The sequence below is a fragment of the Chryseobacterium sp. GW823-FHT05E08 genome (assembly GCF_058795655.1).
In genome coordinates, this window is record NZ_JBXAHY010000003.1 from 663,148 (window position 1) to 681,583 (window position 18,436).

General features: G+C 35.7%; 24 protein-coding genes. All 24 read left to right on the forward strand.

Going from position 1 to position 18,436, the window contains the following annotated elements; translation table 11 throughout:
- The first annotated feature begins 10 nt into the window (after positions 1-10).
- Entirely contained in the window at positions 11-1,774 is a 1,764-nt protein-coding gene (locus AC1Q7L_RS13490) for a DNA cytosine methyltransferase (RefSeq protein WP_492306377.1), read from the forward strand.
- On the forward strand, positions 1,774-2,007 hold the full coding sequence (locus AC1Q7L_RS13495; protein WP_492306378.1) for a hypothetical protein: 234 nt from the start codon (positions 1,774-1,776) through the stop codon (positions 2,005-2,007). Before AC1Q7L_RS13490 ends, AC1Q7L_RS13495 begins: the two co-directional genes overlap by 1 nt.
- Before the next feature lie 3 nt (positions 2,008-2,010).
- Positions 2,011-2,433, forward strand: a complete 423-nt coding sequence (locus AC1Q7L_RS13500; RefSeq protein ID WP_492306379.1) for a hypothetical protein — start codon at positions 2,011-2,013, stop codon at positions 2,431-2,433.
- Positions 2,430-2,699, forward strand: a complete 270-nt coding sequence (locus AC1Q7L_RS13505; RefSeq protein ID WP_492306380.1) for a hypothetical protein — start codon at positions 2,430-2,432, stop codon at positions 2,697-2,699. Before AC1Q7L_RS13500 ends, AC1Q7L_RS13505 begins: the two co-directional genes overlap by 4 nt.
- Entirely contained in the window at positions 2,696-3,124 is a 429-nt protein-coding gene (locus tag AC1Q7L_RS13510) for a putative endonuclease domain-containing protein (protein WP_492306381.1), read from the forward strand. Before AC1Q7L_RS13505 ends, AC1Q7L_RS13510 begins: the two co-directional genes overlap by 4 nt.
- Complete coding sequence (locus AC1Q7L_RS13515) at positions 3,105-3,392, forward strand: hypothetical protein (RefSeq protein ID WP_492306382.1); 288 nt, start codon at positions 3,105-3,107, stop codon at positions 3,390-3,392. Before AC1Q7L_RS13510 ends, AC1Q7L_RS13515 begins: the two co-directional genes overlap by 20 nt.
- Positions 3,379-4,017, forward strand: coding sequence for a hypothetical protein (locus AC1Q7L_RS13520; protein ID WP_492306383.1), 639 nt, complete (start codon positions 3,379-3,381; stop codon positions 4,015-4,017). The genes AC1Q7L_RS13515 and AC1Q7L_RS13520 overlap by 14 nt, the downstream gene beginning before the upstream one ends.
- A gap of 3 nt (positions 4,018-4,020) precedes the next feature.
- Complete coding sequence (locus tag AC1Q7L_RS13525) at positions 4,021-4,410, forward strand: hypothetical protein (RefSeq protein ID WP_492306384.1); 390 nt, start codon at positions 4,021-4,023, stop codon at positions 4,408-4,410.
- Entirely contained in the window at positions 4,403-5,236 is an 834-nt protein-coding gene (locus tag AC1Q7L_RS13530; RefSeq protein ID WP_492306385.1) for a hypothetical protein, read from the forward strand. The genes AC1Q7L_RS13525 and AC1Q7L_RS13530 overlap by 8 nt, the downstream gene beginning before the upstream one ends.
- Positions 5,237-5,281: 45 nt before the next feature.
- On the forward strand, positions 5,282-5,680 hold the full coding sequence (locus AC1Q7L_RS13535; protein ID WP_492306386.1) for a hypothetical protein: 399 nt from the start codon (positions 5,282-5,284) through the stop codon (positions 5,678-5,680).
- A gap of 3 nt (positions 5,681-5,683) precedes the next feature.
- Positions 5,684-5,866, forward strand: a complete 183-nt coding sequence (locus AC1Q7L_RS13540) for a hypothetical protein (RefSeq protein ID WP_492306387.1) — start codon at positions 5,684-5,686, stop codon at positions 5,864-5,866.
- A gap of 4 nt (positions 5,867-5,870) precedes the next feature.
- Positions 5,871-6,446, forward strand: a complete 576-nt coding sequence (locus tag AC1Q7L_RS13545; protein ID WP_492306388.1) for a terminase — start codon at positions 5,871-5,873, stop codon at positions 6,444-6,446.
- Positions 6,436-7,863: a phage terminase large subunit family protein gene (locus AC1Q7L_RS13550; RefSeq protein WP_492306389.1), complete on the forward strand. Its 1,428-nt coding sequence runs from the start codon at positions 6,436-6,438 to the stop codon at positions 7,861-7,863. Before AC1Q7L_RS13545 ends, AC1Q7L_RS13550 begins: the two co-directional genes overlap by 11 nt.
- A 64-nt stretch (positions 7,864-7,927) precedes the next feature.
- A complete protein-coding gene (locus AC1Q7L_RS13555; RefSeq protein WP_492306390.1) occupies positions 7,928-8,527 on the forward strand; it encodes a hypothetical protein in 600 nt (199 codons plus the stop codon).
- 163 nt (positions 8,528-8,690) lie between these two features.
- Positions 8,691-8,960: an Acb2/Tad1 domain-containing protein gene (locus tag AC1Q7L_RS13560; protein ID WP_492306391.1), complete on the forward strand. Its 270-nt coding sequence runs from the start codon at positions 8,691-8,693 to the stop codon at positions 8,958-8,960.
- Between the two features lie 84 nt (positions 8,961-9,044).
- The gene (locus tag AC1Q7L_RS13565; RefSeq protein ID WP_492306392.1) at positions 9,045-9,263 is read left to right on the forward strand and encodes a hypothetical protein; all 219 of its coding nucleotides are present in this window, start codon (positions 9,045-9,047) and stop codon (positions 9,261-9,263) included.
- The gene (locus tag AC1Q7L_RS13570) at positions 9,260-9,757 is read left to right on the forward strand and encodes a hypothetical protein (RefSeq protein ID WP_492306393.1); all 498 of its coding nucleotides are present in this window, start codon (positions 9,260-9,262) and stop codon (positions 9,755-9,757) included. Before AC1Q7L_RS13565 ends, AC1Q7L_RS13570 begins: the two co-directional genes overlap by 4 nt.
- Positions 9,758-9,931: 174 nt before the next feature.
- Positions 9,932-10,111 carry a hypothetical protein gene (locus AC1Q7L_RS13575; RefSeq protein WP_492306394.1) on the forward strand — a complete coding sequence of 60 codons (180 nt, stop codon included), beginning with the start codon at positions 9,932-9,934 and terminating at the stop codon, positions 10,109-10,111.
- Positions 10,112-10,120: 9 nt separating this feature from the next.
- Positions 10,121-10,330: a hypothetical protein gene (locus AC1Q7L_RS13580; RefSeq protein ID WP_492306395.1), complete on the forward strand. Its 210-nt coding sequence runs from the start codon at positions 10,121-10,123 to the stop codon at positions 10,328-10,330.
- A 32-nt stretch (positions 10,331-10,362) separates the two neighbouring features.
- On the forward strand, positions 10,363-10,791 hold the full coding sequence (locus tag AC1Q7L_RS13585) for a hypothetical protein (protein ID WP_492306396.1): 429 nt from the start codon (positions 10,363-10,365) through the stop codon (positions 10,789-10,791).
- Positions 10,788-11,693 carry a hypothetical protein gene (locus AC1Q7L_RS13590; RefSeq protein WP_492306397.1) on the forward strand — a complete coding sequence of 302 codons (906 nt, stop codon included), beginning with the start codon at positions 10,788-10,790 and terminating at the stop codon, positions 11,691-11,693. Before AC1Q7L_RS13585 ends, AC1Q7L_RS13590 begins: the two co-directional genes overlap by 4 nt.
- Complete coding sequence (locus AC1Q7L_RS13595; protein ID WP_492306398.1) at positions 11,690-14,287, forward strand: hypothetical protein; 2,598 nt, start codon at positions 11,690-11,692, stop codon at positions 14,285-14,287. Before AC1Q7L_RS13590 ends, AC1Q7L_RS13595 begins: the two co-directional genes overlap by 4 nt.
- Entirely contained in the window at positions 14,281-14,655 is a 375-nt protein-coding gene (locus AC1Q7L_RS13600; protein ID WP_492306399.1) for a hypothetical protein, read from the forward strand. The genes AC1Q7L_RS13595 and AC1Q7L_RS13600 overlap by 7 nt, the downstream gene beginning before the upstream one ends.
- The gene (locus tag AC1Q7L_RS13605) at positions 14,652-18,434 is read left to right on the forward strand and encodes a phage tail tape measure protein (RefSeq protein WP_492306400.1); all 3,783 of its coding nucleotides are present in this window, start codon (positions 14,652-14,654) and stop codon (positions 18,432-18,434) included. Before AC1Q7L_RS13600 ends, AC1Q7L_RS13605 begins: the two co-directional genes overlap by 4 nt.
- The last annotated feature ends 2 nt before the right edge of the window (positions 18,435-18,436 follow it).

Consider the following 18,436-nt stretch of genomic DNA (forward strand, 5'->3'; position numbering starts at 1 on the left):
GAATACTAAAATGAAAAATAAATATATACAATTGGGGTTACTTGCTGTAAGCCTCTTATATGTTGACTTATTTTGTGGTGCGGGCGGAACCTCAACAGGAGTAGAAACAGCAAAAGTGAATGGAGAAAAATGTGCAAAAGTAGTTGCGTGTGTTAATCATGATGCCAACGCGATCGCCTCACACGTAGAAAACCACCCGGAATCGCTTCATTTCACTGAAGACATAAGAACCCTTGAATTGGGTCCATTGGTTGAATATGTTACAAAAATGCGCAAGGAATATCCGTTTGCAAAATTGGTCCTTTGGGCTTCCCTTGAATGCACGAATTTCAGCAAAGCAAAAGGCGGGTTGGCTCGTGATGCCGATAGTAGAACACTCGCCGAACATTTGGACCGTTACATCGAGGCGTTAGATCCTGATTCAATTCAAATTGAAAATGTAGAGGAATTTATGAGTTGGGGGGACCTGGATGAAAAAGGAAAGCCGATCAGCAAAGACAAAGGCAGATCGTATATAAAATGGGTAAATCATATTAAGAATTTCGGATATAATTTTGATTACCGCATTCTAAATTCTGCCGATTATGGGGCTTTAACCTCACGCAAAAGGTATTTCGCGCAATTTAATAAAAAAGGATTTCCGATTGTATTCCCGGAACCAACTCACTCCAAAAACCCTATAACCGGATTATTTGAAAGCCTTGAAAAATGGCGACCCGTTAAAGATGTTTTAGATTTTGATGATGAAGGCGAGAGTGTTTTCACAAGAAAAAAACCATTAGTAGAGGCAACGCTTGAAAGAATTTATCACGGGTTAATAAAGTTTGTTGCGGGAGGAAAGGATAAATGGTTGCTTAAATACAACTCAATTAATGGAAAAACCAGAAAACACATTCCACCAAGCATTGATGAACCTTGCCCAACTATTTCGACACAAGGAAGATTGGGGTTGTTGGGTGTAAGTTTTCTTTCAAAATATTATTCTGGAAAACCAGAACATAAGAATATTACAGTCGAAGGACCCGCGGGAACAATTAAAACAATTGATAGTCACGCACTTGTTCAGCCGAAATTTTTAACAACATATTATGGAAATGGTGGAATACATTCACCGGAAGAACCCTCCCCAACCGTTACAACAAAAGATAGGATTGCAAAAGTTGAATGCAGCTTTATAGATCAGCAATTCGGAAATAGTAAGCCTTCATCAATTGAAACCGTGCTTGGTGCTATTACAACCAATCCTAAATATGCAAAAGTTTCTGCCGAATGGATTATGAACCCAAATTTCAAAAGTGTTGGCAGTAGTATTGAAGTTCCTGCACCCACAATAACGGCAAACAGAAAATGGCATTATCTGATGGATGCACAATATAAAAGAATTGGAAACGATGTTGAACAACCTTGTTTCACACTTATTGCAAGAATGGATAAAACGCCGCCTTATCTAATGGAAATAACCGAATACGGTTCAATCCTCCCGTTTGTAAAAATCATTGAAAATACGATAGTATATGAGATTTATGAAACAGATTCCCCAATGATGCAAAAAATAAAAGAATTCATGGCACATTATGGATTGATGGATATTAAAATGAGAATGTTAAAAATTCAGGAACTAAAAGAAATCATGGGATTCCCAAAAGATTATGTTCTTATCGGAACCCAGGCAGATCAAAAAAAGTTCATCGGAAATGCTGTTGAAGTTACAATGGCTCGAAAAATATGCGAGGCAACTGCACACAGGTTATTTGAACAAAGAAAAGCAGCTTGATGAAATGTCATTATATCTATGATGAAATTGCGGGAAAGGTTCATATTCCTGGGTGTATGGGAGCGGCTGTCTATGGTCCCCGCCGTTGCACTTGCAGAAACGCCGAAAATTTCTCCCAATTTGAAAAAAGGATATACAACGAGGCAATTAAAGAAAAAGACCGCCAAATAAAAGACCTTGAGGCGGAAAACGCAAGATTAAACAGAACAATCAAAAAACTTTTAAAATTATAAAATATGAGCAATTCATTATCAGAAAAAAGAATGCAATTACAAAAGGAATTGAAAGAAACAATTCAACTTGAAGAAAAGGAAATAATCAGAAAACATTTTCCTGAATTTCAAAAATTGATTGGAAAGTGTTTTAAAATTAGAAACAATTATTCATGCCCTGAAAAACCCTCCGACTATTGGTTTTTATATGTAAGGATTACAGACATAAGAGAAAGCGATTTATATGTTTCAAATTCCGGTGAATGTCTTTCTAATTATTCAGGGTTTAGTTTTCAAACAGACAAATACGGTCGCGTTAACATCGACACAAAAGATAAAGGTTATGTTCATTCACTTGAACAAGAAATTTCAGAATTAGAATTTGAAAAGGCTTGGCAAAAAATGATTAAAAAAATACACTTATTAAATCAGAATAAAAATAAATGAAACTTACAGAAAAAATATCAATTGAAGAACAAAATGAAATTCTTAATACACTTTTTGGATTTGAGTTTTCAAATGTTAGTGAGGCTAATGAAGAACCACATTATGTTTTGTACGATGAAGATGGGAATGAATTTTATGGGCATAATGAAAATTGTCAATTCGATTTTTCAACGCTTGCGGGAATATTTTCATATACAGCATATCAGGCAAAAAACAAAGGTTATTTGGATGCTCAATATAATATTAGGAAAGCAATTGGAATATGACATTATGGACCAAAAAAGACATCGAAAAACTTCGGGGGAAGGTCAAATCCGTTTCAATACCAAAAGAGCCTAAAAACAAGGTTAAGATACCAAAATCAATCGGGAAATATAAACTTCATATCATTTCGGTTTTAAATAATTCAGGATTAGAATTTAAAGAGGAATTCATTTTTAATGACGTGCGGAAATTCAGGTTTGATTGGGCGATCGTTGAATTTAAGATTGCAATTGAATATGAAGGTATATTTTCCGAAAAATCAGGACATACAACATTATCCGGGTATAAAAAGGATGTTATCAAATACAACCTTGCCACAAAATCAGGTTGGCGAATTCTTAGATACACCGCCGACAATTACCAGGAAATTGAAAACGACTTAAAACAATTAATAAAACAACAAAATTATGACAGAAATAAAAATTAATGGACAATTGGTTTTTGAGATCCGTTCAAAAAATCATTGGATCAACTCTTTTCCTGGTGCAATCCCCGAATTGCCAATGTCGGAAAAATATCTATGGGTTGATAAAAACGGAAATATTGCTGCAAATGGTGAGGATTTTATGTTTGCTGAAGATATAGACACTTACCCTATCAAAATATTTCATGTTCAAAGAATATCGCATTTGAAGCCAAAGAATGAAAAATATGTTCAAAATATAAAAAATCATATAGGTTATGGAAACAGTTAAATTATATTTTAGCAGCATTGACAGTACTCATTGTTATCCTTTACAAGATCATTTGAATGAGGCGTTTGAAGAAGGTTTGACAGAGGTGAAACTTATTGAGGCGGTCCCGGATGATCGTACTTCGGAATTTATTTGGTGTACCTATGATGGCGAGGTTGTTGACAGAGGTGAATGCAAAAAATCAGAATGTTCAAACTACCATTCTAAAAGCGGGCGTGGAGCTTGTAGCAACCGTGGAAAACTTTATTTACATGGAGAAGAAGTAGTATTTCAAATTAATAAATCAGGCATTGATCTAATCAATCAGGAACGCCAAAGACAAATTGAGGTTGAGGGGTACACCGCCGAACATGATTCCCAATACAAAAACGATGAATTGTTTCATGCAGCGTGTTGTTATCATTCCGCCGAAAAATTCAGAGAACACGGATATGGGACCGAAATTCCCCCGGTAAGTTTTCCATTTGCAAAGGAGCATTGGAAACCCTCACCGGACAACAGGATTAAAGAATTGATAAAAGCCGGGGCGTTGCTGAAAGCTCACAACGATATAAGTCCTTCGGACCTGGCTTCATCTATGATTGATATTTGTGCAAAAGAGATTGACGAACTTTTAAATAAATAGAAAATGGACGATTTTGAAGAAATGGAAATGCCAACACCTTGCATACATTGTGGTGATTGGTTTGATTTGAATGACGGTTACGGATCTGATAAGTGGCATCCGAACATTATGATCTGCGATAAATGTCATAGAGAAGAAGAATGCGAAATTGAACAGGATGAAAAAATTGAGGAATTGCAAGAGAATATTGCCGAATGCGATGAAATGATCGAAATGTACACTAACAACAAAGATGACTACCAACAGCAATTAAAATCGTTTGGGGTAACTGTTCAGGATAAGAAAGCCGAAATGAAAGATGTTATAATTGAGTTCATCGAATGTTGCTCGGAAGGAATGGAGATTGAACATTATAAAGAAAAATTCAAAAAAACATTAGATCATCATGAATAAGCTACTTTATACAACAAATGAAAAATTCAAATATTCCGGAACCGAATTTGAAATCACTCAAATCATTCCAGGGAACAAAGTTTTCTTTAAGAACACAAAGACAAAAGGAATTGACGGAATGTCAATAATCACATTCGAGAACTTGTTTACTTCAGGAAAGGCGGAATTCATAAGAGCATACGGCGACCTTCCAAAAGTAGTTGCAACCGAATGGTTTTTGCCTGAATGCAAAGAAATGATGTTTTACCAATACTTGCCGATCAAACTGAAAGGAAGTGAATTTATAATTTACGAGGAACGGTTAAAAGTATTTTCGACATTGATTTTGAAAATCATCATGGATTTTAAGGAAACATTCGGGTTTGATGAATTTGTCAACTCATATATTTACCTTACCACGAAAAGACAATTTGTTTCAAAGAAAAAGCAGATGAACCGACCAGGTTATCACTCTGATGGATTTTTAACAAATGATATAAATTATATCTGGAGTGATAAGAACCCGACAATTTTCAATTCGACAAAATTCAACCTTACTTTGAATGATGAATTGTCATTGATTGAAATGAAGCAACAAGCCTTGATTGAAAACGAAATCACCTATCCGGATAGTTCAATATTAAGACTGAACCAATTCAATATTCACAAGGTGAACGATAATGTCGAGGAAGGAATGAGGACCTTTGTTAAAATTTCTTTCAGTAAAGATAAATATGATCTTGAGGGAAACTCACACAATTACGACCTCAATTATAATTGGGAAATGAAACCGCGAAAGACTAAACGCAATATTCCCCAAACCTGCGTTAAAAAGGTACATCATTGATAAACTTTCAGTATATTTGTATATGCAATTAATTGAAAATGAGACATGAAATCTGAAGAACTAAAAATAAAAAACATTGTCGCCTATAACGGGATGCAATTAATAGTTTCTGGAATACAAAGCCCAAAACCTTTAAAGGATAAAAGGTATTCCGACAAGTGGATAATTGAATTGTTAGATGGCGTAAGCTGGATTGATACACCAATTGAAAATATTGAACCAATTCCCTTAACTCTTGAATGGTTGTTAAAACTTGGATTTGAGGAAATGGAACCTTCGGAATATACATATGATGCTTATTCAAAAGGGGGAATTCAAATTTGGCACAGGGGTAAGAAAGTTTTGAGAGTTGAAAAACCTGGTTTATCCTATGAATTAGAATATGTTCATCAAGTTCAAAATTTATATTTCGCATTAACCGGAAAAGAATTAAATATTAAATAAGACATGAAAACAAACAATCAAAAGAACATAGAAATTATTAAAAAATACGATGCCATAAAACAGATTGAAAAGGAATGGTTGGAAAACGTAGGAATTCACATCAAGATTGTGAAAGGGTATTTAATATCACTTGAAATAATATTGATCGTTTGGTTTTGTGTTGAAATGTTTAAAATATATTCTTGATAAAATGGCAAAGCAAAATAAAGGAAGATCACCAGACGGAAAATTTACAGAGGGTAATCAGGTAGCAGCAGGAAATGAAGGCGGTGCAGAAACGAAATACAAACCAGAGTATGCCGAACAAGCATATAATTATTGTTTGCTTGGTGCAACTGATAAACAGTTAGCCGAATTCTTTGGTGTTTGTGAAGCTACAATAAATAATTGGAAACAAAATTTCACCGTGTTTTTAGAGTCCATACGCGCGGGAAAAGAAATTGCAGATATGCAGGTTGCGAATTCGTTATTTCAAAACTGTTTGGGTGCTTCAATTAAGAAACAAAAAGAGGTTAAAGTAAAGGTAATAGACACAAAGACCAAAAAGATCATTGAAAAAGTTCAGGTTGTTGAATTACAGGAACAATTGCCTCCAGATACTAACGCAATTAAATTTTGGTTGGGTAATCGCCAAAGGGCAAATTGGAATGAAAGGCAGATTATTGAACAAACTAACAATAATATGAATTACGACCTTTCCAATCTTTCTGAAAAAGAAAAGAAATTATTCTTTGATATTTCTCTAAAAGCAAAACATGAAGATTAATGAAGGACTTTTAACCGCTATACAAAAAGAAAGGTGCGAAAATTCATTTTTCGACTTTGTTCGGTTGTTCTGGGATGTAATTATTAAAGAGGAACCCGTTTATAATTGGCACATTCCATATTTGTGTGATGAATTACAAGAGCTTTCACATTATATTATAAACCGATTGCCAAAACCTTATGATCTAATTATCAACATTCCCCCAGGAACATCAAAATCAACAATCTGTACAATCATGTTCCCGGTATGGTTATGGGTAAAAGATTCAACGATTAGGGTTATCACCAATTCATACGCTTCTGATCTATCAACCGAACACGCAATTAAGTCAAGAGATATTATTTTATCGGAAAAGTTCAAAAGGGTTTTCCCAGATATTAAGTTAAGACCGGATAAATCAGCAAAACAGAATTATGAAAATATAAATGGTGGAACCCGAAATACAACATCAACAGGTGGAGCAATTACCGGGAAACACGCACACGTTATTATCAATGATGATCCATTAAACCCAAAACAGGCAAGTAGTGAGGCGGACCGTAAAGCCGCGATTGCGCATTCAACACAAACATTATCATCCAGAAAGATCAACAAAAAGAATACGCCGACTATTACCGTAATGCAAAGGTTACATGAAAACGATGTAACAGGATCTATGTTGAGCAAAAAAGGTGAAATGATAAAACACATTTGTCTTCCTGCGGAATTGTCTGAAGATGTTAAGCCCTCACGTTTGAAAGAAAAATATATTAACGGACTTCTTGACCCCGTAAGATTGGACCACATCGTTTTAAAAGAGGCAAAAATTGATCTTGGTAGTTACGGATATAATAATCAGTTTCAGCAGAAAACAGCACCACCGGAAGGGGGGATATTAAAGGCTCAATGGTTCGACATCATTGATTGGAAACCCGAATTTTCAAACTTAACATGGGACACGACAATTGACCCTGCATATACTGATAACACCGACAACGATGAATCCGGAATGCTTCAGTATGCAGAATTCAACAACGAATGTTTGATAAGATTTGCGGAAGGTGTTTACAAAGAATTCCCGGACCTCGTTCGATATGTCGAAACATTTGCTTCGGCTCATGGATATACAAGCAAATCAATGATTACTGTTGAACCGAAAGCAAGTGGAAAATCATTGGTTCAGCAAAAGAAACGGGATTCAAGGTTGAATATTAAAGAGGGAGAAAACCCGATAAAAGACAAAACAGCAAGAGCAACCGACATTTCGCCAATATGCGAATCAAGGCGTGTGAAACTCATTCGAGGGAATTGGAACGATTATTTTTTAGATCAGATCAAAACATTCCCAAACGGAAAGCAAGACGGAATTATCGACTGTTTGGTTATGGCGGTGAACGGGTGTTTGAAAAAGAGAAAAACAAAATCTCGTATCACATAATTTTTATTCAAAAAGGTATATCATTGATAAACCTTTTTATTATCTTTGTATTAATCATTTGAAAATGAACTTATTCTTTTGGAAAAAAAAGCAAGGCAAGAATGTAGCAATTGAGCAAGAACCGGAACAACAACCCGAATTCAATTTGCAGTCTGTAACATTCCAGGACTTTCAAAGAATGGTGAAGTTCGGTAAAGCAAATGACACCATAGGGCATTATAAAAGCAAACCGTTCATTGAATTGCCTTATGGGATTATAAAAAAGGATTTGCCATTATACCAGAAAAGGGAACTTGTTTATGAAACGGTTGAACTTATTCTTGGTTGCCAATATGATGATCTGGATTTATCAAGTGCTTCAGGAAATGAAATATTGCAATTCCTGATTTGGGTTAAAGAACAGCAGGAATTTATTCATGATCGGGAAACAGAGCATTTGACATCGGAACCAGAACCGGAAATGATCGCAGCCGGAATTGACAAATTGAATAGTCACGGTGAAATTATCACAATTGACAGTTTGGCACAAAGAGACATTTTGAAACATGATCTTATTGAGCAAATGCCATATCATAAAGTATTCAAAAAGTTGCTAATTGATAAAGAGATCCGGGACTTTGAAAAAAGATATGCCAAAGTCATGGATAAAAAAAATAAAGGCTAAATGGGGAATGACCCTTGTACCATAACCCAGATGGTTGGGTAAGACACAGTAATATTGATTGAAGGTCTGTTTAGCTCATGTACTTCGTAGCCTTCTAAATTTTACACGGGCGTGTTCACTACGATAGTGTGAATTTTATTGAACAAACCTTAATAAAAATATTATGTCAGAAAACGAAAAAACTTTAGGTGAAAAAAGAGTAAGAGTTGAATTTAACCCTTCAGACAATGACACGGTTTCTTTGATTAAACAAAAGACCGCCGAATTAATCAACTTATTGGATGGGGTTAAAAACGATGAAGTTTCAAGAACCTATGAAGCCGGACCAGAAACATTAAAACAGCAAAGCGGTGAAAAATTAAGATTGATCGCAATTGCTCAAACCACATTCGAGGAAGCGGCAATGTGGGGTGTTAAAGCGGTTACAGGCTAAACAACTTAACTCATGTTAGTTTATTTATATAGTTAGTATTTCCCCCGGTCGATCATTTTGATCGGGGTTTTTAAAAAGAAAATTATGAACATTAAAGATTACGAAACCCTGAAAAAAAAGAACGCATACGATGCACTTTGGTTTGAGCTATTAAACGCTTCAGGATTTGCCGGAATTCTACCAAACGGACATATTGTTGACCGTAGATATTACCCCGAAGCATTCCCCGTATCTGAAAACAAGTTAATGGGAATTGCGAAGCCTGTATCAAATGAGGAACTAAAAAAATATTCTCAAGTATGAATGTAGTTAAGTTCTTTCAAGAGATAGCAACCCAATGGAACGAGGAAAACAAGTGTGATTTCTGTTGGACCTTTGGCGCACCTCTTTCGATTGCCGGAATGAATTCATCTGTTCAGGCTCAAGATTCTGTTTGCTGCAACCATATATTCGTTACTGATTACGAGGTTTCACCAGGTTATGCAAAACATGATCTCACCGGACAAATCAACCGAAAATGGTGCGATCATATTTTCACCCTGTACGTTGTTCAACAAGCAAATTTGGGATTTAATGTTTACAATGAACAAATAGGACATCCAATTGATGAAAGCCTTTGGAAAACAAAATTAGAACCTTTGTTGAATTGTTTAGGTTGTGGTAATGAATTCGATTTGTGCGAAATGGGTTATGAGTTTGAAATATTCAAATGGAACATGAAAACGGTAATCTACAAAGAAGATGCAAATTATACAGGTTGGCGAATACTTGGAATATTTAGACAGTACACACAATGAAAAATACACACGGTTGCAAGGAAATAGAAATTAAAGGCGATTTCAATTGCGGTGCTGAAATAGTAAACAGCCCGGTTTATTGTTGCAACATTGATGCTTATTTTCCTTTTGTTCGCCCTAAAAGGTATATCAATGTAAAACCTAAACAATCAAAATATCATAAATCATTTCATAATGGAAAAAAAAGATACAAACCAAAAAGTTGAAATTGTTGACAAAGAAAGTCAACCGAAAAAGAAAAGACCATTAAAGGTAAAATTAACCGCCTGGATTATCATTACGTTAATCGCGTTGGTTTTTGGTTCACCATTCATCGGCGCGGGTATTTTAATTGGTTGGTGGATCTGGGGTTAAATATACGCTATGAAAAAATACATGGTATATGTCGAAATATTCGGCAAGAAATACAAAATCGAAGTTGAGGCGTATAGCGAGGAACACGCAGAGGACATTGTAAAGAAAAGATTGATTTTTCACAAAGTCGAAAGAACTGATAAAAAGCAAAACGACTTTAATCATGAAAGTCTGGGAAAAGTCGTTAAGGACATTTTTGATCTTTTAAACCTGAAATAATGTTTTTCTCAAAGGATGAAATAGAACGTGTGTTGAACAAGGTAATCGAATTATTCGTTTTGCCCCGTTTCAACGAATTAGGAATGAAAGCAACGGGCGAATGGCAAGAAAACCTTCATGCGGTTGCTGATCTTGATTCCGGTTCTATCATCGGACGACAATATTCGGAACAACTCGCAAATGGATTGGGTCCAGGCGTAAGGGTTCCAATTCCCGCACTGCAAAGATGGGCAAAAGCAAAATTTGGTTTAAGTGATGAAGCAGCGAAATCGACAGCGTTTGCGGTCCAAGAGAAAATATTCCAAAAGGGAACAACCTGGTATGAACAAGGCGGTTCAACTTTAATTGAGGTTTTAGAGGAACCCAGAACGTTACAATACATTCAAGATGAATTAGGAGTAATTGCTCAAGTGAGAATTGCTGAACAATTAATAAGAAACGCCCAAAAAGCATTTGCATGACAATAACAGGATTAGAAAATAATTACTATTTATCACAAAATGATATTTGGATAACGGTTAACGGTTTTACCGATGACACGAGTTATTTGGAGCTTACAGTAACAAATCAAACAACGGGCGTTTCATTGCTGCCGTTCACCCCCTCCCCTTCCCCTAATAACGATTATGATTTCAACATCTGTATTCCTGTAAGATATTTATTTCCGCTTACCGATCATATCAATGTGAATTCATTACAAGAGTTCAAATTTGATTTCAAAGTAAAATTTGAGGACACCAACATTCCAGATGAAGTTGCAACAATTACAAAGTATTTTGTTCGTGGTGGCAGGGAAAAAGACGGGGTTTCTGAATGGTATCTTTCCGCCTCACATGAATTGATTGTTGGTAAATGGATTGATTGGCGCGGAATTACTTTGCCAGGATTTCCAAAGAGAATCCAAAACAATGCAATTGTAAACTATGTGCCAAATTCGGAAAACACTCACATATTATACAATGTTGCAAACTGCGATTATCGTATAGTAAAGTTTTTAAATTCTTTAGGAGGGTATCAATTTTATGTTTTTGAAAAATTTCAGAAAAAAGCAAAAACAAAAGCCGGGAAAAACATTTCAAAGATCACCAAGCAATTGAGGACCGACAACTTCAGGAATACCGGATTGACCGTTGAAACAACAATTGAATTTGAAACCAAAACACCTTTTGAAATTCAAGATGTATTTACCGAATTGGTTGTTTCTCCAGAGGTTTTTTTATACGACCCTGCCGGAAATGACAACGAATCAAAATGGCAAAGATTGATGCTTGAAAATAATGACAGCATTGAAAATAATTATACACAACAATATGAGAATAAAATTGAGTTTTCATTCTCAACTTATGTGAACAGAACAATATGAGAACTGATATTTGGGTTGATAAGAAAGTTATTGATTTGTATTCAGATACAAATATCAAATATACATTTCAGGTAAATGACATTGCTAACTTATCAAACAGGCAATCGACATTCACCAATTCTTTTACAGGTCCTAAAACAGCAAATAACATTCAAATCATGGGTGGTTTGGGCTTACCGTCAGATACATCACGAATACCATATTTAAAGCCTGATTGTAAGATGAAACATGAGGGTTTTGATTTAATTAAAAAAGGATGGATTAATATTACGGAAACCGATGAACAATATCACTTTTATACTTATTCCGGATTAGTTAATTTTTTCAAAGCAATAGAGAATAAAACATTGGGTAATGATCTTGATTTGACTGAAATCAATCACACCAAAGATGTTATAAGCGTTGTCAATTCATATTTGCCTGGTTCGCCTTACCGATATTTTTTAGCCGATTACAACGGGCAAACACATTTTTTAAATAATCAGAACATTATCAATATCGATTATCTGGTTCCAAGTGTAAATGTTAAATATTTATGGGATAAAATTCACTCAAAATTTAACTTCCCATATATGGGAAACATTTTTGATAGTGATGATTTCAAGAGCTTGTTTATTACATATCCCAAAGCTCCAAACATTGCGGACCTGTATAAATTAATAAGTTCAGGGCAAAATTACCGAAGATATAATTTGCCACCCGCTCAAGGTGAAAACAATGCGAATCAACACATGAGGTTGTTCGTTAATAACATTGACCCCGGAAGTGCTGTTTGGCGATACGGTCAATATTTGGATATTGTTGAAGATGGAATGTATAAAATATCATTCCAGGTTTCAACGTCAACCCCTGCCGGGTCTTATGGTGGAACATTGAATTATTGGCTGGGAATTAATTCGGAAGGTATCAATCCGGAAAATATCACCAATAAATTATTATTGGTTTCAACAAATCCCGGCGGAGCCAACTCAAACAATATAACCATTCCTCTTACTGCCGGATCTGTTTTAAATCTATTCTTTAAAAAGGAATTTTTCGGGGGAACATTATGGATTGATTCGGACTATTATATTAAAGTTGAAAAAGTTAACAAAGAAACCGTTGATTTTCAAGACGGGTTGGGTGATTTCCTGATAACTGATTTTACAAAAGAGGTTTTCAATTTCTTTGGATTGACAATTTTTCCTGAAGAAAATTCAAACGAACTAACTTATAAAACCATTAAAGAAAGAGTTCGATCAAATGACATTGTTGATTGGTCTGATAAGTTCATTGAAAGAACAAATGAAGAATATGTAGCAACCAATTATGCACAAAGAAATTTTTTCCAATATCAATACAACGATAAAGAGGGTACATATTATGACGGTTATATTGACGTATCAAATCTAAATATTGATGCAACTAAAACTATTTTCAAATCAAAAACCTATGCACCGGAAAGAGTAAAGACAAAATTCAGGCTTAACAGCACAACGGAAATTGACAGTGATGTTTTTAAATTCTACGATAAGCAGCCTAATGATAACCCTAATAATCCACCAAGTTACAAAGGATTAGAGAAAAGATTTTATTTCATTCGTCAAGCAACCGGAACTTATAATGTTACAATTGGCAGTAATGCAACCAATGAACAACAAAGTATCACCAACGCCGTGGTTGGAAACTTTACCGGATTAGATTGGCAAAATATTTTAGGTAAATATTATGGTGATTATACTGCAATTCTAAATGATAGCAGAATACACACTATCGAGCTTGATTTAGATATTGTTGATGCTATTCAATTGGACTTTAAAAAACTTTACTATTTCAGACAGGAGCAACAATATTACCTTTTGAATAAAATAAACTATGATGAAAAAAAAGCAACCGGGGAATTCGTAAGGGTAAAAAGATCAACAAATTCCGATTTAATTACCATTGGTGCAACAATAGCTTGGATTGACGGAAATATCGGAAGCACATCAACCTGGAGCCACTACGTTGCCGTTGCAACGATCACGGGGAACCCAACATACATTTGGCAAACCCGTTTTAATAACGGACCATGGGTCGATGCTACACCGAACGTTACGAATTATGATTATCAATTCGGGTTTGGTGTGAACGATTTGAGAATTAGTTATACAAACGGATCTATTTCCGGTTTCTCAAATATTCTCACATACGAAAGAAAGATCGAACAAGACCCTAACAAATGTTATCGATTTGAGTTCACAAGTTTAAGCGCATTACCCAGAACGATTGATTATGTCAATCTAAACGGACAAATAACAGGTACAACATTAAATTTTTCAAGTTCAACAGAAGTAAAAAGTATAGATGCAAAAGCCATAATAAGTATGGGTGGTGCAACTCTAATCAATCAAATAATTATCCCTTGCCCTGCAATCGTTTGTAAGATTTACAGAACAACAAGGTTCCTTGGTTCTGGGGATGACCTTTGGATTGAATACGTTGATTGCAACGGAATTACACAATATGAATCACAATACGGATTTGGCACAGGTCAATGGTATGAGTTCAATCGTTGTGCAAGAGAAGGAACAGTTTCAACAAATGGAACATTAACAGAGGAAGGACCATGTTAGAGAAAATGTTACATAAGTTGGCTAAAAAAGAAAATTTAGTTTTCGTTGGAAGCGTTGCCATGATGTTACAGGGTATTGATGTAAAACCAAAAGACATTGATATTGTTGTCACAGATTTAAGCGGGTTAGAAAATTATACCGAATATTCAACTGATTCCAAATTCTCGCTTTCCGGAAAACGTGCATTCATCATTGATGAAATAAGCGTTGACATTTTCATTGAACAAGAGTTGCCCGAATATGTAATTATCAACGGATTGAAATGTGAAACTATTTTTTACATGAAAAGGTATATCAATGATATACTTCCAAAAGTTGATGATTATTGGAAAAGAGTGATAAATGAAAAATTAAAACTTCTGAAATGACCCCGAATAGAAACATAGAATTAGGAACATTTACCTGGGATGATAACAAATTATCAAATCAGATTGCAGCCAATTATTTGGAAATGCAACGGCTTTCCAATGTAATGAAAGAAGCCAATCAGACCATTAAGCAAACCGGAAATACTATCAAGGACCTTGAAAAGAAAATTGAATCTGAACAAAGATCACAGGAACGATTGTCCGATCAGCTTGAAAAAGGTTACATCACCCAGGAAAAATATAATGAAGAAATTGAGAAAAGCAACAGCGTAATTGATGACTTTATCGATCAGCAGCAAGAGGCAATAAGAACCCAAGCCAATTTTGCCCTTGAGGTTACTAAAACCCAAAATGAATTGAATTCGTTGAGACGTGAGCAATCTGAACTTAACAATTTATTTTCCGCCGGGCGAACCGAGATACAAGGCAATGAAGGGGCTTACAAAGAATTAAACAAAGAGCTTAACGCCGCAAAGATCGAAGCTAAAAATTTGGGTGCTGAACTGTTGATGATGGAAAGGTCCGGATTAAAGGAAACGGAACCCGAACGATACAGGGAACTCGCAGCGGCGTTTGCTGAAGCCTCAACCAATGCAAGGGAATTGAACGATCAATTTGTCGCAATTGATAATTCTGTTGGAGATAACCAAAGAAACGTTGGTAATTATAAAGAGGCGATTTCAAGCGCGTTTTCTGAAATATCTGAAGGAGCCACAAAAATGTTAAGTGGCGATATTAAAGGCGGGTTTGAATCCATTAAAAACGGGTTCAACGGAATAAAAACCGCGGCAACAGAAATGTACGCTTTCTTACTTGCCAATCCTTTAACTGCATTATTAGTTGGTATTCTGGCGGTTGGTGTTGGTATTTATAAAGGTGTTCAATATATGATCGACTATAACGAATCGATCAAGGAAAGCATTAAATTAACTCAAGACCTTACCGGGACAATGGGGGCGACCGCCGACAGTATTCGTGTGAGGGCTCAAGCATTAGCCGATACATTTGGCGGCGATTTCGAGGAAGTTGTAAAAACAGCAAACACACTTGCAAAACAGCTTGGTATAACCTATGAGGAAGCATTTGACAAAATTGAACAGGGTTATGTAAGAGGCGCGAACGCAAACGGTGATTTCCTTGATCGCCTTTCAGAATATGGACCTTTATTAAATAAATACGGCTTTAATCTTGAGGAAATAATTGGACTCCAGATCCAGGCGCAAGAACAAGGCTTGTTTGGTGATAAGTTTGAGGATTCAATAAAAGAAGCCGGGTTGTCGCTTGAGGAATTTACGAAAGCCCAATCCGATGCCATTTCAAATGCCTTTGGTCCAGAGTTCGCAAACAAAATTTCCCACGATGTAAATTCCGGGGCTATCACTGTTAAGGATGCTTTAATTCTGATGGCTGCCGAGGCTAAAAAACAAGGCTTATCCGTTCAGCAATTCGGAGTTTTAACGGCTGATGTATTCAAGGGCGCGGGTGAAGATATTGGCGGCGCAAGAGTGATGTTTGAAAACATATATGAGGGTATTAACAATTTACAAGAACCCTTAACAAAAATTCAACAAAAGACCCTTGAATTAAGTGAGGCAAATTTTGAATTAGGAAAAGCAAAAGACGATGCGTTGAAATCTGATAAGCTCATGGAATTTATGAGTGATATGGATTTATTCATTATAAAAGCAGAAACGATTTTTTGGAAGTTTATTGGTCTTATCACAGATGCAGTAAGTTGGATTGATGACATGACAGGAACATCCGAAATTTTGGGTGAAACGTGGGATGCAGTATCAGAATATGCCGACAGTCTTTGGGACGCGGTTCAATCTGTTGTTGACGTGTTCAATGATCTATTTGAGGCGTTAGGATTAAGCAACGGTGAAACAAGTTCATTCATTAAAACAATGTTAAAGGCTGCCAATCCTTTGAATTTAATCAAGTTGGCAATCAATGCTGCAACATTAGGATTAAAAATGTTTTCTGCTATCATCCAGGCAAGTCGAGTTAATTTAACGGCATTTGCTATTACGGCAAAATCCATTTTCGCCCAAATTGTTGATGCTGCCAAAGCATTTATGAGATTAGATTATGAAGGCGGATTAAATAAATTAAAAAATATCAACATTTCCAAAGAATATGAAAAAGCCAGAAAGGAGGCAGAAAGGATTGTTGCATTGAATAATTCTAAAAAAAATAAACAAATTGTCGAAGAACCACCCGCACCAAAAGATGACACAAAAGCAAGTGATAAAAACAAAGGTACAACCCAGGCGGATCGCGATGCAGCCGCAAAAGCAGCAGAAGAAGCGCGAAAAAAAGCCGAAGCCGATGCAAAAAAAGCTGAAAGCAAAAGGATAGCCGATGCGAAAAAAGCCGCTGAAGAAGCGAAAAAAGCCCTTGAAGAGGAATTAAAACGAGAATTGGAAATTGCAAAAACAACAGCCGACCAAAAAACAGAAATCGCAAAAAGTGAACTTGCAAATTATATTGCTGTTAATGCTGAAAAATTGAAAAATGACAAGACACTAAATAAAAGTAGGCTTCAGTCGGAATTGGATTATTATGACAATATAAAAAAATTACAGCAACAAGCAAACAATGCTGAAGAAGTTGCAAAGATAAATTCCATTGACCAAAAAATTGATGAAATAAATAAGAAAAAAGAACTTGGTAAACAGCTCAATGAAAATGACATCAACGAACTGCGAAATCTTGATCTTGAAAAACAAAATATTCATAAAGAATTCTACACAAAAGAAATTGAACTCAATAATGAAACCAATGAGAAAAAGAAGGAAGCTAATAAAACTTACGAAAAGCAAATACAGGAACAAAAGCGGCTGTCTCAAGCAATAGAGTTTCAGCAAAGAATTCTTGATCTGGAAACCCAGGAAGCAAGTGAATTTGAGATCCAGAAAGAAAAGGAAAATCAAAGGTTTCAGGATGAATTGGCAACCTGGGCTGAACAAAATGAAATTAAAATGGATTTGGATAATGATAAATATATATCCGATCAGGAAATTCAAGCCGAAAGAGATGAGCTTCAAAACCAATATAACCTTGCAAAAGATGAAAACGAAAAATTAAGGGTTAAAAATCAATTAGATCAATTGGATTTAATGACTAAACAATCAGCCAAAATACAACAAGACATCGAAAAAGCAAAGGAACAAGCCAAACTACAAGCTATTTCCAATACACTCGGACAAGCCGCATCTCTATTTGCGGAACACACAGCAGCGTACAAAGCCCTTTCTATTGCACAAGCATCAATCAATACCTATTTAGGTGTTTCAAAAGTATTGGCGGAATACCCTGGTCCTATCGGTTGGGCTATGTCAGCCGTACAAATCGTTATGGGACTTGCTCAAGTGGCAAAAATAGCTGGTACAAAAACTAAAGCAGCAAAAGGATTAATGATTAATGGACCTTCACACTCGAACGGTGGTGTTCCCATTATGACACCAAACGGGATGATTGAAGCAGAAGGTGGCGAGGTAATCATTAATAAAAGAAGTTCTGCATTATACCGCAATGAACTTTCCGCAATTAATCAAGCCGGGGGAGGTGTTAAGTTTGCGAACGGTGGAATTGTTGGAAGTAACCTTGCAACTGTTCAGAACTCATTTACAAAAGCAATTGATTTTACTGAAATGGCAAATGTCATTGGTGAAAAGGTACTTGAAGGTTCAGCTCAAGGGACATCCGTGGGAAGTCAAGAGGGTTTTATAAACCTTTCTCAAAATAGAAAAATAGCAAACGGCGCAAATCATTAGAT